Raw genomic sequence first — 20,185 nt, forward strand, 5'->3', positions numbered from 1 at the left:
AGTGAGAGATGATGGCTGTCGTCCTGTCCGTTTCGGGAAGTCCCTCTTTGCACTCCCGTACCACCGGTCTGCTGCGCCACGTCGACGCGATGCTGTCCGCCCGGGGGCACACCGTCCTCTCGCTGGACGTCCGGACCCTGTCCGCCGACGCGCTGCTCGGCACCGATCCGGCCCACCCCGAACTGACCCGCGTCGCAGAGCTGTTCGAGCTGGCGGAGGGCGTGGTCATCGCCTCGCCGGTCTACAAGGCGGCGTACGCGGGACTGCTGAAGTGCTTGCTGGACCGGCTCCCGCAGCACGCCCTCGCAGGGAAGACCGTGCTGCCGCTGGCCACCGGGGGATCGACGGCGCACGTCCTCGCCATCGACTACGCGCTGCGGCCGGTGCTGTCCTCGATGGGGGCGTTCCACGTCGTCCAGGGGTGGTTCGTCCTGGACCGCTGCGTCACCTTCGATGAGCGGGCAGGCGTGACCGTCGAGCCTGCGGCCGAGGCCGGCCTGCGGAAGGTGGTCGAACGCTTCTCCGTGGCGCTCGGCCACCGCTTGCTGCCGGCCGCCCCGGCCGAGGCCGGCTGAGCGCCGTGGGCCCGGAAGCCTTCCGGCCGGAGGCCCGTGCCGTGGCTGTCACGGCCTCCGGCCGGGCCCCGCGCGGCACACGCCGGCGATTGCGTCGGTCAGTCGGCCGAAGCCACCGGCAGGAGGCCGGCCTCCCGTTCCGTCACGACGTTCGCCGAGAACCAGTCGACCAGGTCCTGCAGACGGCGGGCCAGCTCGTCCTCGTCCGCTGCCGAGACCACCGCATGCCCGGCCCTGGGCAGATAAGCGGCGGCGGTGTTGTTGAGCAGGCTCTCGTCGACGGTGCAGAACACCACACCGGGACGGGCCATGACCTCGTCGTGGGTCGGCATCGCCCGGAGGACGTCGAGCGGAACCGGCAGGCACACCGCGCCGTACACGACGCCGTCCGGGTAGGAGGGCTCGGCGGTCAGGCCGCACGGCCTGCCGAGCACCACGCGCGCCCACTCGTCCCGCAGGTTCACGCGGAAGGCGTGCTGGAAGAGGTCGTCGATCCACAGGCCTCCCACCCGGGCCGCGCACTCGCCGAACACGGCGCGACCGTCGGAGTCCAGGAAGGCCTCAAGGTGGAACACGCCGTCCCGGTACTCCAGGGCGTTCAGCGCCGTCCCGGTGAGGGAGCGCATCGACCGGTAGAACTCCTCGTGCCGGTCGGGCCGAAGGGCAGTGCTCCCGATCAGTCCACCCGTGGACATTCCGATGACGTTCTGGTGGTACCGCGACACGCCCAGAACCCGCACCTCGCCGTCGCGCACGAGCCCGTCGACGTGGAACTCCGTGCCACGGACGTACTCCTCCAGGAGCCACGGCCCGCCACTCGACGCGGACGCCCGTTCCAGACATTCCCGGAGGTGATCCGGATGCCGTGCGACAAAAGTGTTCTGAGAACCCTTTCCATCGATGGGCTTGAGAACCCTCGGGAATTCTAGCGAATCACAGTCAAGCGTTGCGGGGGAATTCACGAGTTCGCATACGGCAGTTGCCACTCCCGCTCTGCGGACTTTCCCCTTCTGGACGAACTTGTCGCGCATGCCGAGCGCCTTCACCGCGGCTCCGTGACTGAAGCCGTAAAGGTCGGAGATGGTCGCTGCCGACACCACGCAGAACTCCAGGACGCTGCATACGGCGTCGAATTCGCTGACCCGGACATTGGCGCGGACCAGGCCGCCGAGGATCGACTCCACGTTCGTCGGATCGGTCACGGCTACTGTCGACACGCCGGCTGCCTGGGCTTTTGCGATGTCTTCGGGGGGAACCGCACAGGTGACCCGGGCCCCGGCGCGGGTCAGTGCGGCCACCGCGCGAGGCATCCAGCCTATGTGGAGAATATGAGGGAGCTGCTTCATCGATATGCTCCAGAGATCGGGCGAAACGACTTTTCGGCGAAATCTCGATTGCCCGGAGCATGCTAACAGTCGGTTTCCTTCTGTGTCATCGTAAACAATCCGAGAATTTTGCGTGACCCACGCCACATCCGTCGCGGTATTGCTCGGTGATGTTCTCGGGTAGCTTTACCGCCGCTGCCCTGGACAGACGTTCGACGGGTTACATGTCCGAGCTGTCCGGCCGCATTCTGGGGCCGGACAGCCATTGAAGCGTCCGACGCCGTGCCACTGCATCGACAGGAGGACTGCGTGACCAGGAAACAAGATCAGGACTCGGGTCCCACGCTCGGTGAGGTACTGGGCTCCTTCCGGCCGGCCGGTCCGCCGGGCGCCGAGGTCCGCGAGCGTCGCCGCCAGCTGGCGGAGTTCGTCAGGGCCGCCGAGCCGCGGGTCCACCGGGCGCCGTCCGCCGACCGGGAGCGGATGCGCCGGCTGCTGGGGTGGGACGACGAGTCGCTGCACCGGTTCATCGAATCGCCGATGGTCGTGCACACCTCGACCCACGCCAGCCTGAACGCCTACGCGCCCATGCTGGCGTTCCCCTGGTACGCGCTGCGGCTGATCACCCGGGCTACCGGGACCGCCGGCGGCGGCACGCACCTGCGCACCCTGCTGACGCACAACAACGTCACCGACAACCGCTGGAAGCCCAACGCCTGGTGGCGCCGCGACCGGCGCGGTCGGCTGGTGCGTACCCAACTGCTCAGTCAGCGACCCAAGTTCAGGCACCAGGTGCTGCTGACCCAGCCCGTCCCGGAGGTCACCGCGGACGACCTGGCCCCGACGGACGCCGAGGCTCTCGAACTCGCCCGCCACGCCACCAACTTCGCCTACTTCGCGATGATCTACCGGATCTCGCTGGAGCGGCAGGTGGGGCTGCACGTCCCCGGCGGCACTGTCGAGGTGCCCATCGACATGATGAACACCTTCTCGCTCACCCGCGGTGACTACGGCGGCTGGGTCGACGCCCTCTACACCGGTGGCTACGCGCTGCGGGGGATCGGCGAGGACAACAAGCTGACGGACCTGCCGCAGGAGACCGCGTCGGCGCTGCCTCCGCCCGACGCGCTGGACCTCCGCTCGACCCTCATCTGCCCCAACTACATGAACCTCGGCCATGCCTACCGGATGTCGGTGAGCGCGACCATCGGCGCGGACCGGATGACCTCGTACGAGGCCGAGATGGGCGAGGTGCTGTCGCGCTTCTTCCTGACGCTCGGTGAGGGATTCGACCGCCCGCAGTTCCTCGGGGTCTCCCGCACCGAGATCGACCTTCTCGCACCACTGCCGGACCAACTCGTGGCGGATCTCGCCGACCAGGGCGGTCAGCCGTCGTTCCCGCTGTACGCGGCGACCTACGGAGAGAGTCTCGTCCCCGCGCTCGACGCGGCCCTTGAGCACTCGGTGGGAACCGTCGCGACGATCAGCGCACGCGCCTCGGCCGCCCCGGCACTCGCGTGAACCGGAAGCCACCGTCTCCCACTCATCGAGAGGAAGTACCGCAGTGACCAGTTTCGACCAGCACGGCGTCGTCATCCGTCGCAGGGAGCTGAAGTTCACCGAGGAGGACGGCTGTCGGGTGAGCCGCCCGGTCGGTCCCCACGTGGGCGCCGAGTTCGTCTCCGTCGACATCGTGTGCATCCCGCACGGCGCGAGCTGGAAGCCCGACGTCTACCGGCAGGAGGAGACCACCGCCATCGTCTTCGAGGGCACAGGGACGGCGCAGGTGGGCGACGAGACCAGCCCGATGATCAAGGGCTCCACGGCCTACGCGCCGACGGACCAGCAGATCACCTTCACCGCCGACAGCGACGAGATGACGGTGTACTTCTGGCGGGCCGTCCTGCCCGAGGGCAGGCCCCGCAGTGCCGCCCCGAGGCTCTTCAACACCGTGTACGACACCTCGAAGGGCATCCACAAGTTCGCCGGCACCGGGGAGATCGCCCCGGTGGAAAGCGAGCGGCGGGCCTACATGAACTTCCCGCACTGGCCCGGTAACGGGTGCGCCTACCTGTGTATCAACAGCGGCATGGGCGCGCCGGGCAACACCTTCAACATCCACGCCCACCCGGGTGCCGAGGACGCGCTGTTCGCCATGGAGGGAAGCGGGCAGTTCTTCCTCGGCGACCAGTGGCTCGACATGGAGCCCGGCGACGGCGTCTTCGCCCGCTCAGGCACCCTCCACGGCACCCGCAACCCCGACCGTCCGGGTGCTCCCGAGCTGTTCGTCTCCGTCGGCGGGCCCGTTCCGTACGACGAGAGCCTCTACCGCGCGGCGGGCCTGTCGCCCGAGCTCGTCTAGGGCCTTTCCACGGGCCGGGGCGCGCCCGTCGCCCCGGCCCGCCCATCCGGCGGGCATCCGCCCCTCATGCGCAGAGAAGGTGTGTGTTCATGCCAGTGGTCACCGTGGACTGGTGGAGCGGGAGCGAGCACGAGAACCGACGCGAACTCGTCGAGGAGGTCACCGCGACCGTGTCCAGGATCGCCGGCTGCCCGCAGGACGCGGTCACCGTGATCATCCGCGACGTGGAGCAGACCCATTGGGGCAAGGGCGGCCGACTTGCCTCGGACAACTGACGGTTCGACATGACGCCCCGGCAGCGGCCGGGGCGTCAGGAAGGCACAGTGATGGCTGTTTCTGAACAGGTCGGCGCGATCGTCCGAGCGTCGGAGCTCACCTTCCGCCCGGTGGACGGGTGCTCGGTGGCGACCGCGGTCGGTCCGGAGCTGGGCGCCGACATCATCCGGCTCGACGTCGTCCGGGTTCCCCCGGGCGGACGGTGGGAGCCTGCGGGATCGGCGGACGAGGAGAACGTCGTCGTCGTGTTCGCCGGTTCCGGCGAGGCCGGTTCCGGCGCATCACGGGCGCGGGTGGCCAGGGCCGACGCGGTCTACGCCCCCACGGGCGACCGCTACTGTCTCGCCGCGGCGGACACCGAGGGCCTGACCGCCTACGTCTGGCGTACCCGACTGCTGCCCGGCCGTACCCACGGGGCAAGGCAGGCCCGCTTCAGCAACCTGTGGTGTACGGACACCCAGCTGCGTGGGTTCGGCGGGACGGGCCAGGTGGCCGCGTCCGAGCGGACCGCGACGATGAACTTCCTGTTCTGGCCGGGCACCGGAACCCCGCAACTGTGCCTCCACTGCGGCGTGATGCAGCCCGGCGAGTACTTCAATGTGCACGTCCACCCCGAGAGCGAGGAGGCGTTCATCGCCTTCGAAGGGACGGGGCAGATGTACCTGGCGGACCGCTGGATCGACGTCTCGCCCGGTGACGCGCTGTTCGCCCCGCCCGGCGTCCCGCACGGCACCCGCCACGACGACGAGGATCCGGCGGCCGCACGGTTCGCCACCTGCGGCGGCCCGACCCCCTTCGACCCGGTCCTCTACCAGCGCGCCGGCGTCTCGGCGCAGGTGAGGTGACGCTGCGGATGTGCCGAATATTCGGGCACTTCGACGCCCAGGTCACCGCGCACGAGATGCGGACCGTCTCCGCCGTCCAACGGCACGGCGGGCCGGACGCGCAGGCCCAGGCGATCGGCCGCGGCTGGGCGCTGGGCATCAACCGGCTGGCCGTCATGGACCTGGCCGGCGGCCGACAGCCGTACCGCCTGGGCAGCCACCTCACCGTGGTGTTCAACGGTGAGATCTACAACCACGCCGAGCTGCGCCGACGGTTGGTGGCTCGCGGCCACCGGATCGACGACGACTGCGACGGCTCGGTGCTGCCCGCGCTCTACGCCGAGTACGGCCCGGCCTTCACCGACCACCTCGACGGCATGTACGCCGTCGCCGTCATTGATCTGAGGGACGAGCCGACGCTCGTCCTGGCCACCGACGACATCGGCATGAAGCCCCTCTACTACCAGTGGGACGCGTTCCGCAGGCAGTTGTACTTCTCCTCCGAACTGCCGGCGCTGCTCGCCTTCCGCGGTGTGCGGGCGGCCGTCTGGGAACCCGGTCTGGACGAGTACCTGTCGACCAAGACCCCGTTCGGCGAGCAGACGATGTTCGACGGGATCCAGGTGCTGCCGCCGGCGGCCACCGCCCAGGTCAGCCGCTCGGGCGGGCTGCGGATCCACCGGCGGGTCGACCCCGCGCAACCGGAGCCGGACACCGACCCGGTGGCCGCCGCGGACCGCGTGCTCGCCCTGCTGCGCCAGGAGACGCACCGACTGATCCACGCCGACGTCCCGGTGGCCGCGATCACCAGCGGAGGCCTGGACTCCAGCTTGGTGTCGGCACTGGCCGCCGAGGCCGTCGACGGCCTGCACAGCTTCAACATCGCGTACACCGGGCGATGGCCGAGCGACGAGCGGGAGTTCGCCCGCGAGGTCGCGAAGCGCAACGGCACCCGCCACCACCAGGTGGAGATCGACCCGGAGAGCTTCCCCGAGCTGCTGCCCGACGTGGTCTGGCACCTCGGGCAGCCCAACGCCGACCCGATCACTCTCAGCACCCACGCGCTGTTCGGCGCGGTGCGCGACGCGGGTTTCACCGTGGCGCTCACCGGTGACGCGGCGGACGAGCTGTTCGGCGGGTACGACCGGATCCGCCAGGCCGTGGAGACCCCGCACGGAGAGGACTGGATCACCGGGTACGTCGAGGCTCTCGCGGCGGTTCCCGCCGCACTGCGCACCGAGCTGTACTCCTCGGAGTACCGCCACTACGTCGAGGTCCGGGGGTCGGCGTCCGAACGCATCGCCGGGGAACTGGCCGCATCGGAGCTGGGACGCATGGAGACCCTGACCGCCTTCGAGGCCGGTCAGCGGCTGCCCGCCTACCACCTGCGGCGGGTCGATCACCTCAGCATGTCCGCTTCTGTGGAGGTGCGCCTGCCGTTCTGCCAGCCGGCCGTCCAGCGGTACGCCCGCTCGCTCTCGTCGAGCCTGAAGATCGCCGGGGGCCGGGGCAAGGACGTGCTGTACCGCGCCGCCGGCGGACTGCTGCCCGATTCGGTGCTCGACCGGCCGAAGCAGCCCTTCACGCTGCCGATCACCGCCATGATCGCTCCCGGCGCGGCGCTCCACGGCTTCGTCCGGGACGTGCTCTCGCCGACTGCCCTGCGCCGGCACGGACTGGTCGAACCTGCCCGGGTGGAGCGCCTGTTCGAGGAACAGGCGGCCCGGCCGTCGCAACGGTCCGCGCTCGCGTTGTGGTCACTGATGGTGCATCAGTTGTGGATCGACCAGTTCTGTTCCGCCGCTGGCCTGAAGGCGGACGATACGGTCGATCCGCCCGGCGACGGGACGGCCGCGTGATCGCGTACATCGCCAAGGCCGACGGTGCGCCGTGCCCGACGCTGGTGCTCGATGCCGCCGAGCTGCCCTCGACCGAGGCCGACCTGCGTCCGGTGCTGGCTGATTTGAGAGGGTGGCTGGAGGAGAACGGGAACGGTGACGTACTCAAGATCGCCATCGTCGCGCCGTCCCCGCACCCGCTGTTCGACCTGGACTACCGCTTCGTGCAGTGCTTGCCGGACCGGCGCGACGCGTTCGACTTCCACGGGAGTTGCGGCCATTCGATCCTCTCCTGCCTGGTCGTCGCCCATGCCCGCCGATGGACACCGCGCCCGGCGCCGGGCGACCGGGTCCGGCTGCGGATCCTCAACAACGGGGACCAGATCGTCTGCGAGGTCGACGAGTCACGGCGGCACGGCGGCAGCTTCACCATGTACTTCGTCCAGCCGCCGGGGGAGAGTGTCTGCCGGGCCCTGATGACCGGCAATCCGGTCGACCGGCTGTCGACCCCCTCCGGCTCGTACGAGGCGTCGCTGGTGTCCCTCGGCAATCCCTATGTCTTCGTCGACGCCAAGGAACTGGGGATCGGATCGCAGCGCGAGCTGTTCGAGGCCGGGGACGACATCTTCGACGAGATGCTGCGGATCCGCCGCTCGGCCTCGGCCCTGCTGGGCGTGCCGGACACCAGCGTGTTCCCCAAGATCGCGGTGGTCGGCAGCTACCGCCCCGGCCGGCTGAGCGCCCGGGCGATCACGGTGCCCCGCTGGCACCCGACGCTCGCCCTGACCGGCATCACCTGTCTGGCCACCGCGGCGACGGCCGACGGCACGGTACCGGCGCGGCTGTTCGAGGAGACCGGGGGACGGCCTCCACAGGTCGAGATCGAGACACCGGGCGGCCTCGCCACCGCGACCGCCAAGGTTGAGGACTCCGCGCAGGGGAGGATCCTGCAGTGGGTGAGCGTGAGCCGGAAAGAGGCCCAGATCCGGTCCGGTCCGCTCGAGATCGCACCAGCCATGACCATGTTGCCGAGGAGGCTGAACGGTGCCCTTCACTGAAACCATAGCCCGAGTCGACAGCCGCGAGGCACTTGCCGAGCGGTACGCGCCGCTGTACCGGATCCTGGAGGCCGAGGCCGCCGCCGCGGACACCGCCGGCGAACTGCCGGACCGGGTGCTCGACGCGCTCCGCTCCTCGGGGATCCTGGGAGCGGCCGTTCCGCGCGAGTACGGCGGCCAAGGCGGCGACGCGGTCCTGACGAACCGCCTGATCGAGCAGGTGGCAGGTCTCGACCCCTCCGTCTCCATCATCCTGTTCCAGCACTTCGCGGTCTGCGCCCGGATCACCGAGTGGGGCACGTCGGCTCAGCGCGAGTACTACCTGCCCCGGCTCGCCGACGGCTCGTGGCTCGCCGCCTCCGCGTGGAGCGAGAGCGGCGCCGGGGCGGACAAGCGCAACATCGCGACCAAGGCCGTCCGGGCCGGGAACGGCTGGATCCTCGACGGCGCCAAGGCCTTCACCACCGGCGCGGGCCTGGCGCAGGTGTACCTGATCCTCGCCCAGTCCGCGGCGCCGGGCGGCGGGGATCTGGTGTACGGCAGTGACGGGCAGAGCTTCTACCTCGTTGAGGCCGACACTCCGGGACTAGTCGCGGACACCAGCCTGGACCTCGTCGGCATGCGTGCCTCCGCGACGGGCTTCGTCGAACTGCGCTCCTGCCAGGTGCCGGACAGCGCCCTGCTCGGCCCGGCTGGAAAGGCGGCGACGATCATCGCCGGCGTGCGTGGGTCCGGAGCCACCCTGGGGGCCGTCGCCGTCGGTATCGCCGACGCGGTCTACCGGATGGCGCTTGCCAAGGCCCGTAAACAGGGCCTGACAGACAACCAGTTGACCCGTGACCGGCTGTCCGACCTGTCCGCCCGGGTGGAGGGCGTCCGGGCGGTCGTCGAGGCGGCGGGTCGGCGCGAGGGGCCGAACCCCGGCCTCACCACACTGCGGAGCAAGGTGATGGCCTCGACCCTGGCCGAGGAGATCTGCCTGCAGGTGCAGCGCTACCTCGGCAGTGCCGGCTTCGTCGCGGGCCACCCCGTCAACCGGTTGGCCCGCGACGTCCGAGCCGTCTGTCTGATGGGTCCCACCAACGACCTCTGTCGTCAGTTGATCTCCGCGGAGCAGCCGTCATGACCGAATACGAAGGACCGTATGACCTGGTGATCCGAGGTGGCCGGGTGGTCACCCCCGAAGGGGTCCGGCCGGGCACGGTCGCGGTGCGCGACGGACGGATCGGCGCCCTGCTGCCATCGGACGCACAGGTTCCCGCCGCCGAGACCCTCGATGCGGCCGGTCTCCACGTGATGCCCGGGGTGATCGACTCCCACGTCCACTTCCGTACTCCCGGGCTCACCCACAAGGAGGACTGGGAACACGGCAGCAGGGCTGCGGCCGCGGGCGGTGTCACGACCGTGATCGACATGCCCAACACCCAGCCGCCGCTGCACGACCCGAAAGAAGCGTGGGCCAAGGCGGCGCTCATCGAGGGCAGGTCCCTGGTGGATTACCGCTTCCACATGGGCGTCGGCGCCGACACCGTGGACGTGCTCGCCGACCTGGACCCGCGGGTGGCAACCTCCGTCAAGGTGTTCATGGCCGGCCACCACACCGCCCCGCACGTCATCCACGACCAGAAGGTCCTCGGCAGGATCTTCGAGGTCGCGGCCGACCGCGGGCTGCGGGTGGTCCTGCACGCCGAGGACGGGGGACTGTTCGACCTCCTCGACGGCTACCTCCCGGCGCCCACCAGCTACGGCGCGTACGAGCCCGCCCGCCCGCGCACCGGGGGAATCGTCGCCGTCGCGCGGGTCATCGACCTGGTCCGGGAGCACGGAACCGCCGCCCACATCCTGCACACCTCCTCGGCGGAGGAGTGCGACCTGCTCCTCGCCGCCCGGGAGGCGGGCCTGCCCGTCACCTTCGAGGCCACGCCGCACCATCTGTCCTTCACCCGTCACGACATCACGCGCCTGGGCGCCCGCATCCGGCTCAGCCCCGCCATCCGCGAGGACCGTGACCGGGAGCGGCTGTGGGAGGCGCTCATCCACGACGGACTCGCGACCGTGGGCAGTGACCACGCCCCGCACACCGTCGAGGAGAAGACCAGGCCGGCCGCGGACGCGCCTCCGGGACTGCCCGGGGTGCAGGAGCTGCTGCCCGCCGTCTTTACGGGCATGCGGCAGCGCTGGCCGGAACGGTCCGTCGACGAACTGCTCGCCCAGCTGGCGCGGCTGTGCAGCGGGCGGCCGGCCGAACTGTTCGGTCTGGGGCGGAGCAAGGGCCGTATCGAGGCCGGGTTCGACGCCGATCTCGTCCTTTTCGACGCCGAAGCCACCTGGTTCATGACGGCCGAGGACGTACGGTCCAAGTGCGGATGGTCGGCGTACGAGGGGGCGACTCTGGTCGGGCGCCCGGAGACGACGGTGCGACGCGGCGAAGTCATCTGGGACCGGCGCAAGGGCACGTTCGGCAGCCCGAACGGCAAGTGGCTGACGGGCGACGCGTAGTCGATCGGGGGCCGGGAGGCGGTACGCCGAGGAGTGCGCTTCTGGGCGAACTCACCGCCGCCTGCCCCAGACAAACGAACCGACCGCAACCGCCCGGTAGTTCGCCGGTCGCCCCGCCCCGGCCGCAGGGAATGACATCAGGCTCACCGAAGGATCACCACAGTCCGGGCCGCGGACCTGCCCCACCTGCACGTCTTCGCCTCGGGAAACAGGATAAGCGTTTGCCGAACGAGGTGGGCGAGGAGATGGCTGCGCCGTCTCCGGACAGGACTCCGTGGCCCAGCTGACGGCCCATGCGAAGCCCGACGGCATGAGCCTGACCGGTGAGGGCGGTCTGCTGGGACGGCTGACGAAGCTGGTGCCGGAGGGCGAGCTCAACGACCGTCTGGGCCGGGAGAACGGAGGGCGGACGGAGGGGCCGTGATGGGAACTACCGGAACAGACACCGGTCGAAGACGGTGACGAGCGGGTCCGGGCCGTTGGAGACTGAGGATTCGCGGCACCGGAACCGCTCGTTCGAGCCGGAGTCGGTGGAGAAGCGGCAGCGGCGTGGTCCTCGTCTCGAAGCGTTCTTCAGGTGCGTGTACTTCGCGGCTATGGGGCCAGCCGAGGGGGCCGACTGAGCTCATCCGTCTTCGGATCGGTCAATGCCGGTGAGGTGCACTGGCCCAAGCGTCGCGCGAGATCTTGTAGCCCGTGTTCAGGCAGTCCACCACGTTGCGGCCGAGCCGGTCCACCGCTGCGGCCACCAGCCCGTCGTACGGGCCCCTCTCATCGCGAAGCCACGGGCCCGGTTTCGGCCGGGTCATCGGGTCGGTGGCGCCCGACACCTCCCAGTCGTCGGCCCAGCCGATGATGTGGCCCCCGACAGACGCGGCAGCTGTCAGCACGTCCTCGCGCTGCCGCTCCGGAGACGACGTGGCGAGCTTCATCCGCGACAGCCGCCGCACGCCGAGCAGGCACTTCCCGCATCCGTCGTAGGGGCGTTCGATCATGCTCAGGTCCGTACCGCGTAAGACTTCTCCGTTACGAACACGCAAGGTACGGAGACTCGGCGGCCGCACCCAGGACGATCTCGCTCAGCCCAGGAAGCTCAGTCGAACCTGACGGTTGGCGTTGTCCCGGTTGGTGTCCCACCAACCTCCGTTAAGACAACCCAGGCTATCCGGTTCTCACCGTGCGCCAGACCGCCGCCGTTGTCGATCTCTCCACGGGTGACCACGATAGATGGAGGGCTGTCACGGCGAACAGAGCCGACCATGGCTCGTTCACCGCGCTGGCGTCAGAGCCTCCTCGCCGGCCGCTCAGGAGTCGAAGCGCTTGGTCACCGCCAACGTCGTCCCTTCAAGTGCAGTTCCCACTGGTGTAGCCGCCCACTGAGTCAACAGCAGCGGCTTCTCATCCACGGCCTTCAGCAGGTGCGCGATCTCGTGAGCGTCCGGCGCAGCCGGAAGAGCACAGAGGATCACAGAGCTGCCCGTCGCACTGGTGTGTTCTCCGTACTCTTCGTCCGGGTCGTCCGGCTCCCAACGCCCGATCTCGACTTCCCACGAGCTGTCGTTGTCGCCAGGTTCTGGCGCTTGCACTGTCAGGTAGAAACCGTCTGAGTCGTACGGCTCCGCAAAGAGTTGGCAGCTGGGGTCGTCCAGGGAAGCCCACATGGCGTCACTCTGGGAGTGCGCCGTGACCAGAACCCGGAGGTAGGAGACGGCTTCCGCCCGCTCCTTCGCAGCGAGTCTATCCTCACGACGATCGAGCTGCTCGCGTGTCTCGTTGCTCAGCGTCTCCAGTCCGTCGTCCTGCTGCACGAAGGGATGACCGAACTCCCAGTGACGCTCGACCTCCGGCTCATCCTCCGAGGAAGTACCCGTGAAATCGGCGAGTCCGGCGCGCAAATCGCGTTCCTCCACCTCCAGTTCGAAACGGATCGCCCTGCTGACTGTGTCAGGCAAAGCCATCAAATGGCTTTCCAGGTCGGCGAGCGCCTGGTGAAGCCTCAAGCAGACGTACTCGTACCAGAGACTGTGGGCGCCACTCAGAAGATCGGCGCGAGCCGCAGCATCGGTCAGCGCCGCAACGTGCTTGCTTGGGTAGTAGTCCCCAGGCCGTTCCCGGCTGTCGTGGATGCTGACCGGGACTGTAGCGAAGGCGGAGATCCGATTGAGCGCGTCGACGATCGGGGCCGCTAGGCGGGCGTCAGCAAGACTGGTCACGGTCTTGGATACCAAGCCATCCGAACCTTGATAGGTCGCCAGGATTTGAGTCTTTCCACGGTTTGCGTGCTGAGAGTAGATGGTCACGGAAACGCCTTTCGCCTGTCCCACGTACGACAGCTGGACAGGAAAGTGTGCAAGAAGTGTGGAAGGAGGTGGTGGCGAGGGCGCTTTCCGACGCTCCGTACCTCAAGAAGACCGGGGGTGGCCCGGGTACCGTCCCAGGCTCCATTCCTGCCCGCAGGCTAGACGGATGCCCTGCGCACCGCAAGCGGGTTGTCGCCCTGCTTGAGTGGGAAGGACGCCGACGCACTGGAATTGAACTGCACGCCCACGGGATAGGGGCCCGCGGGTCTACCGAGCCGCGGCCTCGACGTCTCCCCGGTTCTCGGACAGCCCTGCGCCATCGGCGACGCCCGCGTTACGGTCTGCTTGAGATCATCACGGAAGCAGGGGACATGGCCGGTACGACGTACGAAAACGGCCCAAGCGGCATGTGGGCGCGCGAGCTACGGGACTACGCGCAGACCGTGCTCAAGGAGTGGCAGTCCACTCAGGTATGGCAACCCGCCCAGCAGTTGCGCGCGGCTTCGCACAGCAACGCGCGCGACTATGCCGGCCGCTTCCTCCTTGAACTGCTCCAGAACGGCCACGATGCCCACCGCGGAGGCCGCAACGACGGAAGCGTGCACGTCCTACTCGACGAGGACGAAGGGACGCACGGCACGCTCTACGTGGCAAACGGCGGAACGCCCTTCACCTGGGCCAGCATCCAGGCCGTCTGCAAGCTTGCCCGGAGCGAGAAGACCGTCGGCGAAGGCATCGGAAACAAAGGAGTCGGCTTCCGCAGCATCCTGGAAATCACGGATGCCCCGGAGGTCTACAGCGCCGACACGGCCGAAGAGGGCCCGGCCGCGCTGAACGGGTACTGCTTCCGATTCGCGGTAGGGGACGACCTACGGGTGCTGCTCGGTGACGAGGACCTCGTACGCAAAGCGGAGGAGGAACTCCCGCCCTTCCAGATCCCCTTCCCTCTCTCGGACGTACCCCCGGCCTGCAAGGAGCTGGCCGCCGACGGTCATGTGACGGTCATCAGGATGCCTCTGCGCAACGAGGCCTCTCGTCGCGCGGCCGTCCGCCGCCTCGACGAGCTCGGCGCCGCGAAAGCCCCAGTAATGCTGTTCCTGGACCGGCTGGACCGACTGGTCATCGAGCGGCGAGGCGGCGAAAGCCCCCGGCGTACGGAGCTCACCCGGCGCGAAGCGCCCTTGGGGCTCGCTGATGTGCAGCCCCAGGGACACGACGTAAATGCCGGTGTGGCGCGAACCGTCCCGACCGTCTCCCTTGCTCGTGTCGAACTCGGCTCCCTGGGCGCATACCTCGTAGCCAGGGGTCGTGTCCCTGTGGCGCGCCTGCGCGGCACGATCGAGGCGGCGACCGAGCTCGGACAGCTGGACGACTCGTGGAGTGACTGGAAGGAACCGGCTGTCGTCGAGGTGGCATTGCCCCTCGACGGCACCGAGTCGCTGCGCGGTGGCCGGATCTACACCTTCCTCCCACTGGGCGAGGACGCCGCCGCACCCCTGCGCGGGCACCTCAATGCCCCGTTCTTCACGAAGGTGGACCGTACCGCCCTCGACCGGGAGCACCCGCTGAACAGCATGCTGTTCGCGGCGGCGGCCGAGACCTCCCTGGCGGCAGCCGCCGCGTTGCGGGAGCGCGCCCGGCCCTCCGACCGCAGGCTGGCGGTCGATCTTGTGACCTGGGAGCACGAGCCGCGCTCCCACAGCCTGCTGCGCGAAGCGGCGCACCTGGTGCACGGGGCTGAGTTCGCGGATGTACCCGTCGTACCACTCCTGAACCGGGAGGCCCCACACGGTTCCTGGGGCACACCCCGCGACTCCGTGCTCTGGCCCGAGCTCGCGCTGTCGGTGCTCACGGCCGAGTCGGCCGGGGCGGTCGGCATCGCCGTGGCGGATCCGGGCGTCGGGGCCAAGCCCCTAAAACGTCTCGCGAGGTTGTGCGAGGCGCTCAAGTGCCCCTTGGAGCCCTCAGCACAGCAGCGGGCAGACTACGCCGAGCGGATCGTGGGGACCCTGCCGCTGCCCGCTCCTGATGCTCCCGTCGACGACTGGAACGGCGTTTACGCCGACCTCGCCCTGCTGTTCAAGGACGAGGGTGGGGTACTGCAGGGCAGGAAGCTGTTGCTGGCGGACGACGGGAAGCTCCGGCCTGCCAACGGTGGCTCTGCCACAGCCCCAAAGGACGGCTCGCGACGCAGGGCGGCCAGGCGGGAGGCCTTTTTCCAGCCGGCTCGCGGCGAAACAGCGGGCGACGAGGGCCTGGCCGTGCCAGACGCCTTGAAAAAGCGCATGTTCTACCTGCACCCGGGGCTGAACTGGGTGGAGGAGGAAGGCCACGTACGACGTCAGGAAGCCCGGTTGTTCCTGGAACGCTTCAGACTCGTCCGGCGTTTCGACGCCGCCGGCCTACTCGACCACGTCCGCCGCGCCCTCACCGAGAGCAACTCGGCGCGGCTCCGCGAGCAGGCCCTCCGCTTCGTGTTCCGCCTCTACCGGTCGAGGCAGTCCGCACAGTCTCTGCAACTGCGCCCGCTGGGGCTGTACGTTCCCTCGGCCGAGGGCCCCGCTATCAAAGCGGCCGGCGCCGCTTTCGGGGCCGGATGGACCGGGACCCACGGTGACGACCTCGCCTCCGTCGTGGCCGAGGGACGGGAGTCCTCGGCCGACCTCCGCTTCATGGCGGAGCGGCTCGTGGCGCCACCTGAGGACTTCCTAAGACGGGGCGAAACCCGGGAGGAGTGGCGGGAGTTCCTCAGCGATCTCGGCGTCACCGACGGACTGCTCCCCGTAATGTCATCCGGCGCGGAGAAGGAAGCCGAGGGTGGCGCGCTCACCACGAGCAACCTGATCAGCATGGCGAAGGTGTCCGACGAGGTCGCCGATCAGTGGCGGCCGTTCATCGACCGCGCGCAGAGCCGTGTCGCCCATCGGTACACGCCGTACGTCGGAACCCCCGCGTTCCGGCTGCCGGGCCAGGAGGTAGCCGGGCGGCTGAGCGAACCGGGGCGGATCGCCTATGCACGACTGGTCCTGCGCGGCCTGGCCCGGTGGAGCAACACTCACCTCACCAGTGTCTGGAACCGGGACCGGCCAGGCAACCAGGATCTGCAGCACGTCCCGACCCCCCTGTCCGCCTTCGTCCGCGGCCAGCCCTGGCTCCCGGTGCGAGGCCGTGGCGGCACCGTCCGCTTCGTCAGGCCGGACCAAGCGTGGCATGCCCCCGCGCCCCTTGAGCAGGAGCCGGTCTTCGCCCCGACCATCCTGCGGCAGCTCCGCCCCCTGCTGGACGACGATCAGGCCTTGCGTCGGCTGCGCGATGCCGGGTTGCCGACCTGGGGCGACCGCAGGGACAGCGCCCGGCTCATCGCCACCCTGGGCGAGCTGGTGAAGTCGGATGCCGTGGACGACGGGGACCGGCCCGCCCTTCAGCGGGCAAACGAGCGTGCCTGGCAGAACCTGGCCGCACAAGCGGCCTCAATCGAGCCACTCATCGGCTCGGCCCTGCTCGCAGAGCGGGGCAAGCAGCTCATCGCGGTCGACTTCGCTACGCTCCTCGACGGCTCGGTACGGCTGTACGTCACCGGGGACCGGGACAATCTGAAGGCACGCCTGGCCAGGGAGCTCAACCTTCCGCTGCTCGTGGTGCCGGGGGCGGCGGCCGAAGCCACCCGCATCCTCCGCCATCGCTGCCCGGACGCGATACGGCACGCCGACGACGCTGACCTGTCGGTCGAAATCGTCAGCACCTCAGGCACCACCGTCGTCGGAACCTCCGGCACCACCGAAGGGCTCGGAACGCCGCTCGTCGACGAGCTGCCGTGGCTTCCACTCGCGGTGGGCGTCCTGGCCGACCATCCGCCCCGGGGCGGCCGTCCCACCGACGCCGAACTCACCGATTTCGTCGCCGCCGTCCGCCGCGTCCGCATCCACCGCTACGTCTCGCTGAAGATCACCCTGGACGGGGCTGCCGTGGAACTCCCGGAACGGCAAGACGGCATGCTCCCCCTGCCCGACCCCTCCCACCCGCTGGTCCTCGTCCCGGACGTGCCCCTTTCCTGGGACTTCGTGGCCCGGATCGGCTACGCGGTCAGCCAGGCCCTGGACCGCCCTGACTACGCCGTCCCGCTCAAGCTCGCCGCCCGCGAACTGGAGCGCGAGCACGCACCCCTCGAAGAGCCGACCGAACGGCAGCTTGCGGCGGTGCTCGATCTCTCCGTCCACCAGGTCAGGGAGACCGCTCACCGCCTCGACGGGTCCCTCGCGGGAGTTTTGGAGCGCTGCTACCCCTTCCTCGTACACGCCCTCGGCGCCGACCGGGCCAGAGAGCTGACGGATCCTGCTCCGGCCGACGCCCGGGAGTTCCTCGCCCACCTCGAACGGCACGCCGACGCTCTTCCCTTGCCCCCCGCGCAGCTCATCGAGGCCGCGCGCGTCGCGCGGGACATAGACGGCCTCCGAGCCCTGGCCGAAGTCGACTTCGCGGACCTGAATCGCACGCTGGCAGGGCTTGCGCCCCGGTACCGCCCGATCAGCCACGCCGAGGCCCACGACGAGGCCGTACGCCGACACGTGGATCTCGGTCGCGACACACTCATCGACCGGCTGCGCTGGGCCCGTCGGGCAGAGTTCGATGCCCGTAGGCCCATCGCCGACTGGCCAGCCACCCGCTCCCTGAAATGGATCACGGCTCCGGAAGAGTGGGCGCTCACCGTCGACAGCGCCGACGACGGTCTGCTGCGGGCCGTCGTCGAGCAGGCACTCACCGCCCGTCTGGGGGCGCCCGCCCCGGCCAAGGGCGAACGGCTCGCCGCCATGGACAGGTTGCGCAGCCACAACCATGCGGTCATCACCAGGGCGACACCTGATCTGGTCGCCCTGGTCAAGGCCGCGAAACGGTCGCTGCCTGCGGCGCTGGCGAAGGCGGCCGCTGCAGAGGAGCTCACCGCCCTGCTGGACGAGGCGGGCGCGCTCGACTTCCGCGAGCTCTCGGCCGACGATGTAGTCGGCTGGCTCGCGGCCCTGGGGCAGTGGCCGGCGGACATGGCTGCCTCCGCGGAGCCCCAGGCACACGGGCTCACTCCTGCCGAGCTGGACCGAGAACGGAACGCCGCGGAGCAGGCCCGGATCGAACGGGCCAAGCGCAGGCGAATCATCTCCATCGGTGAACGGGACTTCGACATCGAGTCCGGCGACTTCACCGAGCTGGCCTCGGATCTGCGCCGCACTCTGGAATCCAGCCCGCCTATCGGCGGCAGTACCCGAAGGCGCTGGGCCGCGCTGAAGCCGATCCCGCCCCGGAGGGCGGCTCGCCCATCGGGTGGACGGTCAGGCGTGCGCGTCGACGGGGAACGCGGGCTGTCGTCGGCCCAGCGCATGGCGATCGGATTTGTGGGCGAGTGGTACGCGTACCAATGGCTTCGAGAGCAGGACCCGGCGACCGACGAGACCAGCTGGGTCTCCGGCAACCGGGCCCATATCTTCCCCGGGCCCGCCGGAGACGACAGCCTCGGCTACGACTTCAAGGTCGGCTCCGGCAGGAGCCCGCGGTTGTACGAGGTCAAGGCCACCCAGGGGTCGGGCGGGCAGATCGAGCTCGGCGAAACCGAGGTACGGGCGGCGCAGAAGTACCGTGGCAGTGACCGCTGGCGGATCCTGGTGGTCACCTTGGTACTGGACGCTGAGCACCGGCAGGTGCGCATGCTGCCGAATCCGTTCAGCGAGCGCGGCCGTGGGGTCTACCGCGAGGAGGGTGGCGCGCTCCGCTTCGCCTATCGGTTGTGAGGTGCAGCCGGTCCATCCGCCATAGCCAGCACGTGCCGGGGGCCACCATGCCCCGGCGTCAGGCAACACCGGCCCACCGGCCGGATCTGGCGCCGGCGGCTCTTAACGAACGGTCGCGTCAATCAGTCTTCGCCTGACGCGAATAGGCTGGGTGTCATCCGTCATGGTGAAGGGCCTCCTGAGCACGGCGGTGATCCCAGCCCGGCCGTAGCGATGCCCTGGGTGAACACGCCGGAAGAACGGTCATCAGCCTTGCCCACAATATGCCGCATGGTTTCCCAAGGACCCTGCAGAGTCGTTCATCGCCCTTCCGCCGCCAGGTCGACAAACCGGCGGCCGCAGGCCGCGACCGGGCCGTCGCGGATAGGGCCTCGGTCAAGCACAGGGCCAAGCGCCCGGAGTGGGAGGAGAACCTCACTGACCCAGCAACGAGAATGCGTTGACGAAAGCCAAAGGGGCACCTCCTCGCCAGTGAGCTGATCTTCACCGTTGTCGCCGCCGTGGCTCGAATGGAGCGAGACCTCATCGCCGAGCACACCCAGGCGGCGATGGAGGCCAAGCGTCGCCGTGGTGAGAAGATCGGTGGTCGCGAGCCCACCACCTTCCCGAGCAGGCCGCACGGGCCATGCAGGCGCTCGAGAAGGGAGACATAACCAGCCAGGAGGTCGCGCGAGCTGTCGGCATGAGTCGGTCGCGGAGGTGCACCCTCGCCGCGCGTGCTCGTGCAGAGCAGGAATAGGAACGGAAAGAACCGGGTGACCCCCGTGGTGGTACTTTCGCCGAACCATCGACCACGAGGACACCAGGGTGGGGAATCTCGGCGACTACCAGTGGATGACGACCGCCGCGAAGCGAGTCGGTGGCCCGAAGATGCTGCTCGCCGGCATTGGCGGGCTCGGCTACCTGACCGTGCGCGGTGTCGAGGCTGGTGGAACCGCGGCGTACAAGAAGCTGCGTAGCCTGTTCGAGAAGAAGATCGAGTCCGCGTCCGACCGGCTCTTCACCGTCACCGCCGACGGCGACGACGGCCTGACGGTCCGTGTGGGCAACGAAATCCTAGTACTCAAGGACGTCGGCGAGGCCGTCCTCATCGAGGTGATCGGCGGTCAGGACAACCCCTACATGGTCTCGCCGACCTTCCTGGCCTCGGTCTGCGACTTCCTGCCAGGGAATAGCAAGGAGGCTTGACGTCTGTAGGGCATAGCAACGACGGGGGTGGACACCTGGTGGTGTCCACCGGCAATGCTCCTGGCCGCCTAAGGGCTGTCCCGTAACTGCTGGTCACGGGTGAGATGATCTCGCTGTGTCTGGTGTGATCACGGCGTCGGAGCCCTCCTGGATAGCCCCGTTC

17 protein-coding genes are annotated in these 20,185 nt (G+C 69.2%); 14 read left to right on the forward strand and 3 right to left on the reverse strand.

The genetic code is table 11. The annotated features are described in order from the left end of the window. Positions 1 to 11 precede the first annotated feature (11 nt). On the forward strand, positions 12 to 575 hold the full coding sequence (gene ssuE / locus AB0927_RS32050; RefSeq protein ID WP_366671304.1) for an NADPH-dependent FMN reductase: 564 nt from the start codon (positions 12 to 14) through the stop codon (positions 573 to 575). Between the two features lie 98 nt (positions 576 to 673). Here the strand turns inward: ssuE and AB0927_RS32055 are convergent, their stop codons facing one another. After that, positions 674 to 1,873, reverse strand: a complete 1,200-nt coding sequence (locus AB0927_RS32055; protein ID WP_366671286.1) for an ATP-grasp domain-containing protein — start codon at positions 1,871 to 1,873, stop codon at positions 674 to 676. Positions 1,874 to 2,209: 336 nt separating this feature from the next. On the opposite strand from AB0927_RS32055, the gene AB0927_RS32060 reads away from it, so the two are divergent. From AB0927_RS32060 to AB0927_RS32105, 10 genes are all read left to right on the forward strand, one after another. Beyond that, entirely contained in the window at positions 2,210 to 3,421 is a 1,212-nt protein-coding gene (locus AB0927_RS32060; protein WP_366671288.1) for a hypothetical protein, read from the forward strand. A 43-nt stretch (positions 3,422 to 3,464) separates the two neighbouring features. Next, positions 3,465 to 4,262, forward strand: a complete 798-nt coding sequence (locus AB0927_RS32065) for a cupin domain-containing protein (RefSeq protein WP_366671289.1) — start codon at positions 3,465 to 3,467, stop codon at positions 4,260 to 4,262. 89 nt (positions 4,263 to 4,351) lie between these two features. Then, positions 4,352 to 4,537 carry a 4-oxalocrotonate tautomerase family protein gene (locus tag AB0927_RS32070; RefSeq protein ID WP_366671290.1) on the forward strand — a complete coding sequence of 62 codons (186 nt, stop codon included), beginning with the start codon at positions 4,352 to 4,354 and terminating at the stop codon, positions 4,535 to 4,537. A 51-nt stretch (positions 4,538 to 4,588) separates the two neighbouring features. Further along, complete coding sequence (locus AB0927_RS32075; protein ID WP_366671291.1) at positions 4,589 to 5,383, forward strand: cupin domain-containing protein; 795 nt, start codon at positions 4,589 to 4,591, stop codon at positions 5,381 to 5,383. Positions 5,384 to 5,391: 8 nt separating this feature from the next. Continuing rightward, complete coding sequence (gene asnB / locus AB0927_RS32080) at positions 5,392 to 7,221, forward strand: asparagine synthase (glutamine-hydrolyzing) (protein WP_366671292.1); 1,830 nt, start codon at positions 5,392 to 5,394, stop codon at positions 7,219 to 7,221. Beyond that, positions 7,218 to 8,258: a PrpF domain-containing protein gene (locus AB0927_RS32085; RefSeq protein ID WP_366671293.1), complete on the forward strand. Its 1,041-nt coding sequence runs from the start codon at positions 7,218 to 7,220 to the stop codon at positions 8,256 to 8,258. Before asnB ends, AB0927_RS32085 begins: the two co-directional genes overlap by 4 nt. Continuing rightward, on the forward strand, positions 8,245 to 9,384 hold the full coding sequence (locus AB0927_RS32090; protein ID WP_366671294.1) for an acyl-CoA dehydrogenase family protein: 1,140 nt from the start codon (positions 8,245 to 8,247) through the stop codon (positions 9,382 to 9,384). Before AB0927_RS32085 ends, AB0927_RS32090 begins: the two co-directional genes overlap by 14 nt. After that, complete coding sequence (locus AB0927_RS32095; RefSeq protein WP_366671295.1) at positions 9,381 to 10,757, forward strand: dihydroorotase family protein; 1,377 nt, start codon at positions 9,381 to 9,383, stop codon at positions 10,755 to 10,757. The genes AB0927_RS32090 and AB0927_RS32095 overlap by 4 nt, the downstream gene beginning before the upstream one ends. Positions 10,758 to 11,031: 274 nt before the next feature. Further along, a complete protein-coding gene (locus AB0927_RS32100) occupies positions 11,032 to 11,181 on the forward strand; it encodes a hypothetical protein (RefSeq protein ID WP_366671296.1) in 150 nt (49 codons plus the stop codon). A 34-nt stretch (positions 11,182 to 11,215) separates the two neighbouring features. Then, complete coding sequence (locus AB0927_RS32105) at positions 11,216 to 11,380, forward strand: hypothetical protein (protein ID WP_366671297.1); 165 nt, start codon at positions 11,216 to 11,218, stop codon at positions 11,378 to 11,380. 21 nt (positions 11,381 to 11,401) lie between these two features. Here the strand turns inward: AB0927_RS32105 and AB0927_RS32110 are convergent, their stop codons facing one another. Together AB0927_RS32110 and AB0927_RS32115 are read right to left on the reverse strand one after the other, a co-directional pair. Next, on the reverse strand, positions 11,402 to 11,752 hold the full coding sequence (locus AB0927_RS32110) for a recombinase family protein (RefSeq protein ID WP_366671298.1): 351 nt from the start codon (positions 11,750 to 11,752) through the stop codon (positions 11,402 to 11,404). A 309-nt stretch (positions 11,753 to 12,061) separates the two neighbouring features. Further along, entirely contained in the window at positions 12,062 to 13,057 is a 996-nt protein-coding gene (locus tag AB0927_RS32115) for a hypothetical protein (protein WP_366671299.1), read from the reverse strand. Between the two features lie 371 nt (positions 13,058 to 13,428). On the opposite strand from AB0927_RS32115, the gene AB0927_RS32120 reads away from it, so the two are divergent. From AB0927_RS32120 to AB0927_RS32130, 3 genes are all read left to right on the forward strand, one after another. Beyond that, positions 13,429 to 18,834 carry a DUF3883 domain-containing protein gene (locus tag AB0927_RS32120; protein ID WP_366671300.1) on the forward strand — a complete coding sequence of 1,802 codons (5,406 nt, stop codon included), beginning with the start codon at positions 13,429 to 13,431 and terminating at the stop codon, positions 18,832 to 18,834. A gap of 479 nt (positions 18,835 to 19,313) precedes the next feature. Continuing rightward, positions 19,314 to 19,487 carry a recombinase family protein gene (locus AB0927_RS32125; protein ID WP_366671305.1) on the forward strand — a complete coding sequence of 58 codons (174 nt, stop codon included), beginning with the start codon at positions 19,314 to 19,316 and terminating at the stop codon, positions 19,485 to 19,487. 154 nt (positions 19,488 to 19,641) lie between these two features. Beyond that, the gene (locus AB0927_RS32130) at positions 19,642 to 20,022 is read left to right on the forward strand and encodes a hypothetical protein (RefSeq protein ID WP_366671301.1); all 381 of its coding nucleotides are present in this window, start codon (positions 19,642 to 19,644) and stop codon (positions 20,020 to 20,022) included. The last annotated feature ends 163 nt before the right edge of the window (positions 20,023 to 20,185 follow it).

It is taken from the genome of Streptomyces sp. NPDC048106 (assembly GCF_040706415.1).
Lineage (GTDB): Bacteria > Actinomycetota > Actinomycetes > Streptomycetales > Streptomycetaceae > Streptomyces.

Coding starts and splice junctions, on each gene's coding strand:
- AB0927_RS32070 (WP_366671290.1), top strand. CDS start 4,352: ATGCCAGTGGTCACCGTGGACTGGTGGAGCGGGAGCGAGCACGAGAAC.
- AB0927_RS32120 (WP_366671300.1), top strand. CDS start 13,429: ATGGCCGGTACGACGTACGAAAACGGCCCAAGCGGCATGTGGGCGCGC.
- AB0927_RS32110 (WP_366671298.1), bottom strand. CDS start 11,752: ATGATCGAACGCCCCTACGACGGATGCGGGAAGTGCCTGCTCGGCGTG.
- asnB (WP_366671292.1), top strand. CDS start 5,392: ATGTGCCGAATATTCGGGCACTTCGACGCCCAGGTCACCGCGCACGAG.
- ssuE (WP_366671304.1), top strand. CDS start 12: ATGGCTGTCGTCCTGTCCGTTTCGGGAAGTCCCTCTTTGCACTCCCGT.
- AB0927_RS32095 (WP_366671295.1), top strand. CDS start 9,381: ATGACCGAATACGAAGGACCGTATGACCTGGTGATCCGAGGTGGCCGG.
- AB0927_RS32075 (WP_366671291.1), top strand. CDS start 4,589: ATGGCTGTTTCTGAACAGGTCGGCGCGATCGTCCGAGCGTCGGAGCTC.